Annotated in this window: 10 protein-coding genes and 1 tRNA gene; 4 read left to right on the top strand and 7 right to left on the bottom strand. The window is 73.2% G+C overall.

The features are described from left to right. Positions 1-17: 17 nt before the first annotated feature. Entirely contained in the window at positions 18-620 is a 603-nt protein-coding gene (locus FB470_RS22060) for a TetR/AcrR family transcriptional regulator (protein ID WP_306994369.1), read from the top strand. Between the two features lie 106 nt (positions 621-726). Here FB470_RS22060 and FB470_RS22055 read toward each other — a convergent pair whose 3' ends face one another. Continuing rightward, entirely contained in the window at positions 727-1,323 is a 597-nt protein-coding gene (locus FB470_RS22055) for a GreA/GreB family elongation factor (protein ID WP_306994367.1), read from the bottom strand. A gap of 3 nt (positions 1,324-1,326) precedes the next feature. Then, on the bottom strand, positions 1,327-2,589 hold the full coding sequence (locus FB470_RS22050) for an NAD(P)/FAD-dependent oxidoreductase (RefSeq protein WP_306994365.1): 1,263 nt from the start codon (positions 2,587-2,589) through the stop codon (positions 1,327-1,329). Between the two features lie 128 nt (positions 2,590-2,717). Between FB470_RS22050 and FB470_RS22045 the strand changes: the two genes are divergently transcribed. The 3 genes from FB470_RS22045 (at position 2,718) to FB470_RS22035 (ending at position 6,156) form a co-directional block, all read left to right on the top strand. Then, complete coding sequence (locus FB470_RS22045) at positions 2,718-4,235, top strand: PucR family transcriptional regulator (protein WP_306994364.1); 1,518 nt, start codon at positions 2,718-2,720, stop codon at positions 4,233-4,235. 52 nt (positions 4,236-4,287) lie between these two features. Further along, entirely contained in the window at positions 4,288-5,895 is a 1,608-nt protein-coding gene (locus tag FB470_RS22040) for a non-homologous end-joining DNA ligase LigD (RefSeq protein ID WP_306994363.1), read from the top strand. A 169-nt stretch (positions 5,896-6,064) separates the two neighbouring features. Further along, positions 6,065-6,156: transfer RNA gene (locus FB470_RS22035), tRNA-Sec, on the top strand. A 14-nt stretch (positions 6,157-6,170) separates the two neighbouring features. On the opposite strand, the gene FB470_RS22030 is transcribed toward FB470_RS22035, so the two are convergent. From FB470_RS22030 to FB470_RS22010, 5 genes are all read right to left on the bottom strand, one after another. After that, positions 6,171-6,575: a type II toxin-antitoxin system VapC family toxin gene (locus FB470_RS22030; protein WP_306994361.1), complete on the bottom strand. Its 405-nt coding sequence runs from the start codon at positions 6,573-6,575 to the stop codon at positions 6,171-6,173. Further along, a complete protein-coding gene (locus FB470_RS22025; protein ID WP_306994359.1) occupies positions 6,568-6,792 on the bottom strand; it encodes a type II toxin-antitoxin system CcdA family antitoxin in 225 nt (74 codons plus the stop codon). Before FB470_RS22025 ends, FB470_RS22030 begins: the two co-directional genes overlap by 8 nt. An 89-nt stretch (positions 6,793-6,881) precedes the next feature. Further along, on the bottom strand, positions 6,882-8,519 hold the full coding sequence (locus FB470_RS22020) for a hydantoinase B/oxoprolinase family protein (protein ID WP_306994357.1): 1,638 nt from the start codon (positions 8,517-8,519) through the stop codon (positions 6,882-6,884). Beyond that, positions 8,516-10,558 (bottom strand): hydantoinase/oxoprolinase family protein, encoded by a 2,043-nt coding sequence (locus FB470_RS22015; RefSeq protein ID WP_306994355.1) that lies wholly within the window; start codon positions 10,556-10,558, stop codon positions 8,516-8,518. The genes FB470_RS22020 and FB470_RS22015 overlap by 4 nt, the downstream gene beginning before the upstream one ends. A 32-nt stretch (positions 10,559-10,590) precedes the next feature. Further along, positions 10,591-11,919 (bottom strand): MFS transporter, encoded by a 1,329-nt coding sequence (locus FB470_RS22010; RefSeq protein WP_306994353.1) that lies wholly within the window; start codon positions 11,917-11,919, stop codon positions 10,591-10,593. Between the last annotated feature and the right edge of the window lie 36 nt (positions 11,920-11,955).

The raw sequence follows: 11,955 nt of genomic DNA, 5'->3' as shown, positions 1-11,955 counted from the left end.
GGGATGTGATCCACGCCATGGGCGGCAAGTACCACCACGGCAACCTGCGCGACGAGCTGGTCCGGGTGTCCCTCGACCTGATCGCCGAGCGGGGGGTGGCCGGGTTCTCCGTCGCCGAGGTCGCGCGGCGGGCGAAAGTCAGCCCCGCGGCGCCCTACCGGCACTTTCCGGAGCGCGAAAGCCTGCTGGCCGCCGTGGCCGCCACGGTGGCCTGCCAGCTCGCGGAGGAGGTGCGGGCCGCGATCGACCGCGAGGACGACCCGGCGGACTCACTGGCCGCGGCGGCCGGTGCTTACACCGCCTACCTGATCCGCCGGCGGGCCGGGATGAACCTGATCTACGCCGAGGGCCTGCACGGCCCCGGCTACACCGAGCTGCACGAGAACACGCGGGTGCTGACCGATCAGTTCCTCATGCTGTGCCTGCGGCTGTGCGCCGAGCCGGGCGAGGCGCTCGAGCTGATGGAGCAGCTGTTCACCCAGGCGCACGGGTACGGCATGTTCTGGCTCGACGGGGTCTTCGTCAAGCACGGTTACCGGCCGGAGCAGGTGGTCGCCAAGTCCGTCGCGGCGGCGCGCGTGATGATCGAGGGACACCGCAGCAGCGGCGAGCGGCCCTGACGGGCCGGGCCGGTCAGGGGTGGAAGCGGACCTCGGACGGAGCCCGCGACTGCGCGGGTGTCGGCCGAGCAGCGTGAAGCTCGTCGGCCGGCGGGTCTCGGTGGCCTCACCGCCCCGTCGCGGCCGCGTGGTGACCGTAGGGCACGGCCGCCACCAGCGTCACTCGCACCGTCGCACCACTGGGCACGGTGTAGGTCCGGGACTCGCCCTGGCGCGCGCCGGTCAGAGCGCGTCCGAGCGGCGAGTCGGGTGAATACACCTCCAGGTCGCCACCGCCGTCGCGGAAGCCGAGCAGGAACGTCTCGGTTTCCGGGTCGTCGTCGAAGCGCACGGTCAGCACCATGCCGGGTTCGGCGACGCCGTCGTCCGGGGGCGCCTGCCCGACGACGGCGCGGCGCAACAGGTCCTCCAGCTCGCCGACCCGGGCCTGCCGCCGTCGCAGCTCCAGCACGCGGTCCTCGCCGTCACCGGCGGCATCCGCGGCGCGCAGGGCGGCCAGCTCGTCGCTGAGGCGGGCGTAGGCTTCTTCGGTCAGCCAGACGGTGTCCACAGTGGATCCTCGCTTGTCTTCTCGGGCGGCGCGGCGCCGGAGCAGGGTCGCGTTCGCGTCTTCGGCGAACCCGGCGGCCACGCGCAGCAGGATGTCGCGTTCGGTGCGCAGGAGCGCGTTCTCGGCTCGGAGGAACTCCAGTTCCGGGTCCACGGCTCACTTCCGGAGGGGGTCGAAGGGCCGCAGCGCCTCGGTCTGCTTGCCGGTGACGATGCGTTCGGCGAGCAGCTTCCCGGTCACCGGCCCCTGCGTGAAGCCCCACATGCCGTGCCCGCCGGCGACGAACACACCCGGCTGGGCGGTGGCGCCGATGAGCGGGAGCCCGTCGCCGCTCACCGGACGCGGACCGACCCACACGTCGGCGCGGTCGTCCCAGCGGGCGTCGTCGAAGTAGGGCGCCGCCGAGCGCACGATCGCCCGCACGCGCCGCTCGTCGAGCGGGTCGTCGGGGCCGCGGAACTCCATCGTCCCGGCGACGCGCATCCCGTCCTGGTAGGGCGTGACGGCGACGCGGACGCCGGGCAGGTAGACGGGGTGGCGCAACGGCGTGGAGGTGGGGACGGTGAACGAGTAGCCCCGGCCGGCGCGCACCGGCACCCGCACGCCCAGGTCGCGGCCCAGTGAGCTGATCCAGGCTCCGGTGGCGAGCACGGCGACGTTGGCGGAGACGCCGACGTTCTCCCGCGACACGAGGGTGACGGCGTACCGGTGGGCGCGGAGGGACCGGACGTCGAATCCGGTGCGGATGGTGCCGCCGCGGTGGCGCACCGAGTCGGCCAGCGCCTTGACGAAGCGGCCCGGGTCCAGGTACCGCTGGCCGGCCAGGTGCACCCCGGCGCCGGCGCGCGCGGACAGCTGCGGAAGCCGGTCGCGGAGTTCGCTGCCGGTCAGGACGGTGTGCGCAGCTTCGGCTCCGGCGGCGGTGAACCGGCGCAGTTCGGCCAGCAGGGTCCCGGCGTGCCCGGCTGAGTCGAACACGGCGGTGATCGGTGCCTCGACGGTGCCGGCCGCCACGCCACCGCGGGTGAGGGCGTCGAACGCCTCGAGGCAGTCGCCGTTGAGCGCGAGGTTGGCGTGGACCACCCGGCGCCAGGCCGGCCAGGTGCAGTGCGCGGCGAACCGCAGCAGGAACGACCACAGCGCCGGGTCGGCGGTGCGCGGCACGTGCAGCGGCGCGTCCCGCCGGAGCAGCGATGCGAGACCGGTACGCAGCACTGCGGGTTCGTTGAGCGGGATCGCCAGCCCGGGCGAAAGCCAGCCGGCGTTGCCCCAGGAGGCTCCGGCGGCGACCCCGTCGCGGTCGACCACCATGACGCGCACCCCGTGTTCCTGCAGGAACCACGCCGTGGACAGGCCCACGATCCCGGCGCCGACCACCACCGCGGTGCGGGGTCCCGTGCCCTGAGCGGCCTCCCTCATCGACATCCTCCTCGCCGTCCGGTTCGCCGTGTTCGTCCGAGCATCGCCCACTTCGCGCCTCCGGTGAGTGTTCGAACCCGACAATCTGGCGGGGTACGGTTGTGGGAAGACCACAGGGAGGCGAGGGCATGGTCCGGCTCGACCGGTTGATCACCATCCTCGGCACCTTCGGGGCCCGGCTCCTCGGCGCCGCCGATCGCGAGGTCGAGCTGCACAGCGTCGCCCTGCACGACCCCGTCCGGCCGGGCTCACCGGTGGGCGATGTCTTCCTGGCCGTGGGGGTGCCGGCGCTGGCCGACGCCGTGCGCCTCGCCCGGGAGGCCCAGGCCGCGGTGCTGGTCGCGCGGACCACCGAAACCCCGCCGGACGAGCTGCTGCGCTCGGGCGTCGCGCTGCTGGTGGTCGAGCCCAGCGTGTCGTGGAGCCAGGTGGCCGGGGTGGTCTACGGGCTGGTGCTGGAGGGCCGCGAGACCGAGTCGGGACGCGGCCCGGCCGACCTGTCCGCGCTGGCCGACACCATCGCCGCGGCGGTCGGCGGTCCGGTCACGATCGAGGACCAGTTGTCGCGGGTGATGGCGTACTCGAGCCAGCAGCACGAGGCCGATCCGGCGCGGCAGGACACCATCCTCGGCCGGCGCGTGCCGGACCGGGTGCGCGCGCTGTTCGAACGGCAGGGCGTGTTCACCCACCTCGCCCGGTCCGACGAACCGCTGCACGTCCCCGCTTCGCCGGAGCACGGGTTGCACGGCCGGTCGGTGGCGGCCGTGCGGGCGGGCCGGGAGCTGCTGGGGTCGCTGTGGGTGTCGTGCACCGCTCCGCTGGACGAGGCCCGGGCGCGGATCCTGACCGACGGCGCCCGGACGGTGGCGCTGCACCTGCTGCGCTGGCGGGTGAGTGCGGACCTGGAACGGCAGGTGGAGTCCGAACTGGTCATCCAGTTGCTGGAGGGCGACGCGGACGCCGACGCCGTTGCCGGGAAGCTGGGCCTGCCCGAGGCCGGGTTGCGGGTCATCGCGGTGCAGGCCCATGCCGACGCCGAGCGCAACGCCGGGCTGCTGCTGGCGTTCGAGCGCGCCACTACGGGGTTCGGGTGGTCGCGGGTGGGGCGCAGCACGCTGTTCGGCAACACGGTCTACACGGTGCTGCCGGCCGGGGCGGACCCGGCGCCGGCGTGGCACTGGGTGCGCGAACTGGTCCACGGGCTGCCGAAGCACCTGCGGATCGTGGCGGGCATTTCGGGAGAGTGTGACGTCGCCGGGCTGTCCGCGGGACGCCGGGAAGCCGACGAATGCCTGGCGCTGCACATGAAACTCGGCGGCCCGGATGCCGTGTGCTACGACGATTCCTGGCACCAGGTGTTGTTGCAGCGCCTGCGTTCGGCCGCCGCGGCGGGCCGCATCCCGGCCCGGGGACCGGTCGCGCGGCTGGCCGCCCACGACGCCTCGCACGGCACGGAGTTCCTGCCGACGCTGCGCGCGTGGCTGGAAGCACAAGGCGACCTGGCCCGCGCCGCGGCCGCGCTCGAGGTGCACCAGAACACGGTGCGCAACCGGTTGCGCCGCATCCCGGAAGCCGTGCCGGGCGTGGACCTGACCGACCCGGGCCACCGCCTGGCGATGCTGATCGCGATGGCGGTGATCGGCTGACCGGGCGGCCGGTGCCCGGCATGGCCGGCGCCGGTCTGGGTATTTCCCGGTGGTGAGCGCGCGAAGCCGGAGCAGGGGTGACCGCGACCGGCTGTCGTCGTACCGGGCCAAGCGGGACTTCTCGGTGACCGGGGAGCCGGCCGGCGCGCCGGCGACCCCGGGGCCGGGCCGCCGGTTCGTCGTGCAGCGGCACCGAGCCCGGCGGCTGCACTACGACTTCCGGCTGGAGGTCGACGGGGTGCTGGCCAGCTGGGCGGTGCCGAAGGGGCCGACGCTGGACCCGGGGGTGCGCCAGCTCGCGGTGCACGTCGAGGACCACCCGATGGAATACGCCGACTTCGAAGGCGTCATCCCGAAGGGCCAGTACGGCGGCGGCGACGTGATCGTCTGGGACCGGGGCACCTGGGAACCGGCCGACGACACCGATCCGGTGCGCGCGATCGCGGGCGGCGAGCTGCACTTCGACCTGCGGGGCGAGAAGCTGGCCGGCCGGTTCGCGCTCGTCCGCACCGGGCGGGGGGACGAGCAGTGGCTGCTCATCCACAAGCACGACGACCACGCCCGGCCCGGCTGGGACCCCGAGGAGCTGCCGCGCTCGGTGAAAACCGGCCGCACCAACGACGAGGTGGCCGCGGCGCCGGAGGCGATGTGGCGCAGCGACGTGCCGGCCGACCAGGCCGAGGTGCCCCTGGCCGCGCCCGTCGGCCGGTGGGACGCGCCGGACGACGACGAGCTCGCCGCACTCGACGACCTCGGCAAGAGCGGCACCTGGACGGTCGCCGGCCGCACGCTCAAGCTCACCAACCTGGACAAGGTGCTCTTCCCGGGGACCGGTCGCGAGCCGCCCGTCACCAAGCGGGAACTCATCCGCTACAGCGCCCGGATCGCCCCGTTCATGCTGCCCTACCTCGCCGGGCGGCCGGTCAACGCGCACCGCTACCCCGACGGCGTGGACCGGCCGGGCTTCTGGCACAAGGAGGTTCCCGGCCACGCCCCGGACTGGCTCACCCGCTGGCAGAACCCGGACGCGGATCCGGGCGAAACGCAGTGCTACGCGGTGCTCGACAGCGTGCCCGCCCTGGTGTGGATGGTGAACTTCGGCGGGGTCGAGCTGCACCCGTGGACCTCGCGGCTGCCCGACGTGCGGCAGCCCACCTGGGCACTGATCGACATCGACCCGGGAACGACCACCGGCTTCGACGACGTCGTCGAGCTCGCCCGCCTCTACCGCACGGCGCTGGAGCACCTGGACGTCGCGGGCATGCCCAAGGTCACCGGGCAGCGCGGCATCCAGATCTGGGTGCCCGTCGCGGCCGGCTACACCTTCGACGACACCCGCGCGTGGGTCGAGAAGGTGTCCCGGGTCGTCGGCCGCGTCCTGCCCGACCTGGTGAGCTGGCGCTGGTACAAGAACGAGCGCGGCGGCCTCGCCCGCCTCGACTACACCCAGAACGCGATCAACAAGACGCTGGTCGCGCCGTTCAGCCCGCGCCCGGCGCCCGGGGCGCCCGTGTCGGTGCCGATCACGTGGGACGAGCTCGACGACCCCGCCCTGCGGCCGGACGGCTGGACGATCCGCACCGTCCTCGACCGCGTCCGCGACACCGGTGATCCGCTGGCCCCGCTGATCGGCCGGCCGCAGCACCTGCCCGACCTGTGAACGCGACCCCGCGGGTCGCCTCCGGACGGCCGCGGTCCTGATCCGGCCGCGGCCGGTGGGGAGGCTCCCGCACATCTCCGGTCAGCGGCGCCGGCCGCCGGGAACCGGCGGTGCCGCCGCGTCCGGCGCGCACGCTGATCTCCGTGCGGCTAGCATGGGGCCGGCCGAGGGAGGTGTCTGCGCCCTGGTGGACGCCGCGGTCTTCAAAACCGACGAGGCCGGGGATCCCGGCCTGGCGGGTTCGATTCCCGTCCACCTCCGCTCTCCCGCCGGCCTCAGCGGCCGATCCCCTCGGCGAGCGGGGTCGCCCGGGCGAGGCGATGATCCGTGGTGAGCACGCGGGTGCGCAGGCGGGCGGCGAGTTCGACGTACAGCGCGTCGACCAGACGCAGATCCGCCCGCCGCGCCCACGCGCCGGGCACGAGCTCCACGACCGGGTGGCGGGTGAGCGGGATGGTCGCCAGGGACGCCAGCGCCGCCTCGACATCCGTCGCGCCCAGGTGCCCCGCACGCTCGAGCCTGCCCAGGGCGGACAGGACTTCGGCGTCCAGGTGAGCCGGCGCGTGCAGGACGGTGCCGGGGAGGCGCTCCTTGGCCGCCGCCGCCAGGTCGGTGCCCGCGAGCAGGTCGACGAGAACCGAGGCGTCCAGGACCACGATCTCCGCGGGAACGTCAGTCATCGCCGGCCAGGTCCGCCCGAGCGGCGTCAAGAGCCGTCATGGCCGCATCGTGGGCCACCGCACCGCGCGGCACCGGGAGAGCGTCCAGCCAGGAGTCGGTGGCACGGCGTTGCAGTTCGTCGGCGATCGCGGCCTGCACGAGCGCCGACACGTTGAGATCGGCGGCCTTCGCGCGGTTCGCCAGCTCGTCCGGCACGTAGACGTTCAGCCTTGCCATACACACACTATACACACATGTCGGCGGCCGGCGTGTCCACGGCGGGACCGGCCCCGGCGGATCGCACCGTCCGCCGGGGCCCCGGCGTCTCAGGGGCGCCGCGTGATCAGCTCCAGCGCGAGGTCGGACTCGACGGCCGCCGGGTCGCGGTCGGCCGGCTCGCCGTATCCGCCGCCGCCCCCGGACTCGCAGCGCAGGACGTCGCCGCGGTGCACGCGCAGGCTGTTGACCTTCAGCATCTCCCGTTCGTCCGGCCGTCCCGGGTTCAGCACGACCCGCGGCGGCGCCCCGGCCTCGCCGCCGAACACGCCCCACGCCGGGGTCACCGAGCGCTCCCACCACAGGGACAGGTCCTGGTCGGCCTCCATCGTGTACTGGCGGACCACGCCGTTCCCACCGCGCCACCGGCCGGCGCCACCGGAGTCCGGCCGGATGCGGTATTCGTCGACCCGCACCGGGTACAGCGTCTCGACCACCTCGATCGGCAGGTCCCGCAGCGAACCGTTGACGTTGTTGATCAGCGCGGTCTCGCCGTCGCCGCCGTGCCAGGCGCCCCAGCCGCCGACCGTCGCCTCCAGGGTCACGAACGGCTCGCCCGTGCGCGGGTTGTCGCCGGCGAACTGGACGATCATCGAGTCCCCGTAGCTGGCCGCGGCGACCTCGCCGGGCATCGCGGGCGCCAGCGCCCTGACCACCAGGTCGATGAGCATGCCGAGGCTGGAGTAGTAGTACTGGCAGGCCGCCGGTTCGCGGGCGCCCAGCATCGACCCGTCCCGCACCAGAACCTCCAGCGGCGCGAACGAGCCGCCGTTGAGGCTGATCGACGGTGAGATCAGCAGCTTGTACCCCACGCGCGCGGCGGACACCGCCTGCGACCGTCCACAGTTGACCGGACCGGTGGTCTGGTCGGCGCAGTCGGTGAGGTCGATCGTCATCCGGTCCCCCTCGACGACGACCCGCACGGTCACCTTCAGCGGGGTCGCCAGGTCGATCGCGTCGTTGTCCAGGTACCCGGTGGCCTCGTAGGTGCCGTCCGGGATCGCCGCGACCCGCTCCCGCTCCAGCCGCTCGGTCTGCGCGAAGATCTCCGCGCGCGCGGCCTCGATGGTCTCCGCCCCGAACCGGGCGAACAACTCCCCCAGCCGGCGCACCCCCATCCGCGCGCACGCCACCTGCGCCCGCATGTCGCCGATCGTCACGTACGGGAAGCGCACGTTCGTCTCGATCAGCCGCAACACGTCCGGGTTCTCCGCGCCGCCGACGACGATCCGGGTCGGGCCCATCCGCAGGCCCTCCTGGTAGATCGTGGTCGAGTCCATCGACCCGCCCGGGTCCTTCGACCCCATGTCGATCCAGTGCGCGCGCGACGCGGCGAACCCGACGAGCTCGCCCTCGACGAAGATCGGCGCGTACACCGTGCAGTCGTTGAGGTGCGTGCCGCCGATGTAGGAGTCGTTGAGCACCCACACGTCACCCGGCTGCCACACCGAAGCGCCGAACTCGGCCTCGGTGCAGCGGGTGCACTCCTCCAGGTTGCCCAGGAAGATCGGCAGGCCGGAGGACTGGCCGAGCACCCGGTGCTCCCGGTCGAGCAGCGCGACCGCGCAGTCCTTGCCCTCGTAGATCGTCGGCGTGTACGACGACCGGATGAGGGTCATGTTCATGTCCTCGGCGGCCTGGATCAGCGCCGAGCGGATGATCTCCGTGGTGACCGGGCTCGGCGTCATGCCTGCTCCTCCGCGTCCAGGGTGATGATCAGGAATCCGTGGTCGTCGACCCGCAGCACCGCGCCCGGCGGAACGACGGTGGTCGAGGTCTCCTCGTGCACGATCGCCGGGCCGGTCAGCGTGGCCCCGGCGGGCAGGGCCGAGCGCGCGACGATCGCCGTCGGCACCGCCGCGCCGTCGAACACCACGTCGCGCACCACCGGTTCGCCCCGTTCCCGCACCGCGGGCGGTTCGCCCGGCGGGCGGTCCACCAGCCCGCGCCCGGTGGTGCGGATGGTGACGAACTGGACCGGGGCGCCGGGGGTGGCGTGCCCGTAGCGCTGGTGGTGCGCCCGCGCGAACCGGTCCTCGATGGCGGCGCGGAACTCCGGCGCGGTCACGTCCTCGCCGGGCAGGATCGGCACGGTCAGCGTGTAGTCCTGGCTCTCGTACCGCATGTCCAGCCCGTGGGTGACCTCGCGGCGCTCCGCCGGAATGCCCTGCTCGGCCAGCGCCTCCGTCGCCTGTTCGTCCAAAGTGTTCAGTGCCGCCGCGAGGGCGGCGGTGTCCAGGCTCTGGCCGGTGGCGAAGAACTGCTGCGTGAAGTCGCGGCGCACGTCGGCCTCGAGCATGCCCCAGGCGGAGAACGCACCGGGGAACCGCGGCACGACCACCTCCCGCACGCCGATCTCGCGGGCGATGAACGCGGCGTGCATCGGCCCGGCCCCGCCGAAGGCGAGCAGCGCGAACTGGGCCGGTTCGCGGCCGTGCTCGACGGTGAGGGTGCGGATCGCCTGCGCCATCTTGGCGTTGGACACGTCGCAGATCCCGGAGGCGAGCTCGACCGGGTCCATGCCGAACCCGGCGGCGAGCGTGGCGACGGCCCGGTGGGCGGCTTCGGTGTCCAGCCGCATCCCGCCGCCGGCGAAGGACTCCGGGTCGACGCGGCCCAGCACGCAGTTCGCGTCGGTCACGGTCGCCTGGGTGCCGCCGCGGCCGTAGCAGGCCGGGCCGGGCACGGCGCCGGCCGACTCGGGACCGACGCGCAACCCGTCGCCCTCGGCGTAGGCGAGCGAGCCGCCGCCCGCGCCGACGGTGTGCAGGTTCACCAGCGGCATGAGCAGTGGGAAGCCCTCGCATTCGCCGTCCGGGGTCACGTCGGGCTGGTGGTCCATCACCAGGGAGACGTCGAACGAGGTGCCGCCCATGTCGATGCAGATGACGTCCGGCCTGCCGAGCAGCCGGCTCGCCGCGACGCCGCCCATCGTGCCGCCGACCGGGCCGGACAGCAGCGTCTGCAGCGGGTGCCGCCGCGCGAAGCCGGCGTTGACCAGCCCGCCGGAGGACTGCATGACGTGCACCGGCACCGACAGGCCCTTCTCCGCGAAGCGCGCCTCGATCCGGTCGAGGTAGCGGTGCACGGACGGGCCGGTGTAGGCCTCCATGACGGCGGTCGAGGTGCGCTCGTACTCGCGCCATTCCGGGGCGACCTCGTGGGACAGCACGACCAGGACGTCGTCGCCGAGTTCCTCGCGCAGGATGCGGCCGGCGCGGCGCTCGTGGTCCCCGTCGAGGTAGGCGAACAGGAAGCAGACCGCGACGGCGTCGAAGCCTTCTTCCCGCACGCGTTTGGCCACCAGCCGCACGGCGTCCTCGTCCAGCGGTTCGAGTTCGGTGCCCTCCGCGGTCAACCGGCCGCCGACCTCGGCGACGGCGTTGCGCGGGACCAGCGGTTCGGGCTTGCGGTAGTGCAGGTCGAACAAGCGGTTCCGGTTGCCGCGGGCGATCTGGTACACGTCGCCGATCCCGCGCGTGGTCAGGATCAGCACCCGCGCCCCGCGCCGTTCCAGCAGTGCGTTGAGGCCCTGCGTGGTGCCGTGCACGAAGAACCCGATGTCGGCGAAGGGCAGCCCGAACCCCTCGAGCGCGTCGAACACGCCGCGCGCGAGGTCGTCCGGGGTGGTGAGGACCTTGCCGGCGCGCAGTTCCCGCGTCGTCTCGTCGTAGGTGACGACGTCGGTGAAGGTGCCACCGATGTCCATGGCGACCCGGTAGGTCATGCGAAGAACTCCTTGTGGTTGACGGAAGAACGTCAGTCGAGCGCCCGGCCCTCGGTCTCCGGGAGCGGAAGCACCGCCAGCAGCGCGACGACCAGGAACGCCACGATCGAGCCGATGACGGCGAAGGACGCGACGCCGTGGTCCATCAGTGCGCCGATGACGGGCACCGACACCGTGTTCGCCAGCAGGATCGCCGAGGTCACCCACGCGTAGCCGAGACCGCGCAGGCTGGTGGGCAGCGCTTCGCCCGCCCAGGTGTTCCAGATGCCCCACGCGCCCAGGGAGAAGAACGCCAGCACCAGGTTGCCCGCGTACATCTGGCCGGCGTTCGCCGCGACGCCGAACAGCACCCCGCCCGCGGCGGAGGCGAACACGAACCACAGGAACACGCGCTTGCGGCCCTGGCGCCGGGTCAGCCACGCGGCCAGCAGGTAGCCGGGGACCGACACCAGCTGCGTCACGGCGACGAACCACAGCGCGCCCGACACGCTCATGCCGCGGCCCTGCAAGAGCACCGGCAGCCAGGTCTGCAGACCCCAGTAGCCCCAGCTGAAGGTGAACGACACCACGAGCAGCAGCAGGAAGTTCCGGCGGACGCGACCGCGGAGCAGACCGCGCCGGCTGCCGCCGCCCTCCTGGTCGACCCGGAACCGCGTGTCCTCGGCGATGCCGGCGCCCAGGCGCCGCAGCACCTGCGCGGCCTCGGCGTGGCGGTCCTGCCTGGCCAGCCAGTACGGGGATTCCGGCACCCAGCGCAGCACCGCCAGCGCCCACAGCCCGGCCAGCGCGGCCACGATGGCCACCGCCCGCCAGCTGACCGTGCCCAGGGTCTGGCTGACCAGGATGCACAGCAACGTGCCGACCGGGAAGCCGATCGACAACGCGACGGCACCCTGCCCCCGCCACCGGGTCGGCAGCAGCTCCAGGAAGTACGGGAACGTCACCGAGTACACGCCGCCGAAGGCCATGCCGGAGAGGAACCGCAGGGCCAGGAACATCCAGAACTGCGGGGACACCCCGGCCAGCAGGGCGAGACCGGCGTAGAGCAGGAGGCTCAGCACGGTCACCTTGCGCCGGCCGAGCCGGTCGATGACCGCACCCCACAGCAGCGCACCCGGCACCATGCCGAACGCGACCGCCGACAGCGCCCAGCCCAGCCGTGTGTTGTCGACGCCGAAGTCGTCGGCGATGCCGGTCGAGACGTAGACGAGCCCGACCTGTTCCCACGCCTCGATGACGAACGTGAAGAACAGGACCGCGCCCGCGATCAGGTGGGCACGGGTCAGCTGCATGCGGTCGCACACGTCGCCGACGGACACCGGCGCGGTCGTGTCCGGGACTGCTCCGCTCTCGGAGGCCATTCGCCCACCGCCTTCGTCAAAACGATTTGATGGTTC

Origin of the sequence: Amycolatopsis thermophila, from assembly GCF_030814215.1 — a bacterium.
Taxonomy (GTDB): domain Bacteria; phylum Actinomycetota; class Actinomycetes; order Mycobacteriales; family Pseudonocardiaceae; genus Amycolatopsis_E; species Amycolatopsis_E thermophila.
This window is presented reverse-complemented; position numbering and strand designations above follow the sequence as displayed.

Excerpts from the sequence above, each read along its gene's own strand:
- FB470_RS22060 (WP_306994369.1), top strand. The coding sequence starts at position 18 with ATGGGCGGCAAGTACCACCACGGCAACCTGCGCGACGAGCTGGTCCGG.
- FB470_RS22050 (WP_306994365.1), bottom strand. The coding sequence starts at position 2,589 with ATGAGGGAGGCCGCTCAGGGCACGGGACCCCGCACCGCGGTGGTGGTC.
- FB470_RS22045 (WP_306994364.1), top strand. The coding sequence starts at position 2,718 with ATGGTCCGGCTCGACCGGTTGATCACCATCCTCGGCACCTTCGGGGCC.
- FB470_RS22030 (WP_306994361.1), bottom strand. The coding sequence starts at position 6,575 with ATGACTGACGTTCCCGCGGAGATCGTGGTCCTGGACGCCTCGGTTCTC.
- FB470_RS22025 (WP_306994359.1), bottom strand. The coding sequence starts at position 6,792 with ATGGCAAGGCTGAACGTCTACGTGCCGGACGAGCTGGCGAACCGCGCG.
- FB470_RS22020 (WP_306994357.1), bottom strand. The coding sequence starts at position 8,519 with ATGACGCCGAGCCCGGTCACCACGGAGATCATCCGCTCGGCGCTGATC.
- FB470_RS22015 (WP_306994355.1), bottom strand. The coding sequence starts at position 10,558 with ATGACCTACCGGGTCGCCATGGACATCGGTGGCACCTTCACCGACGTC.
- FB470_RS22010 (WP_306994353.1), bottom strand. The coding sequence starts at position 11,919 with ATGGCCTCCGAGAGCGGAGCAGTCCCGGACACGACCGCGCCGGTGTCC.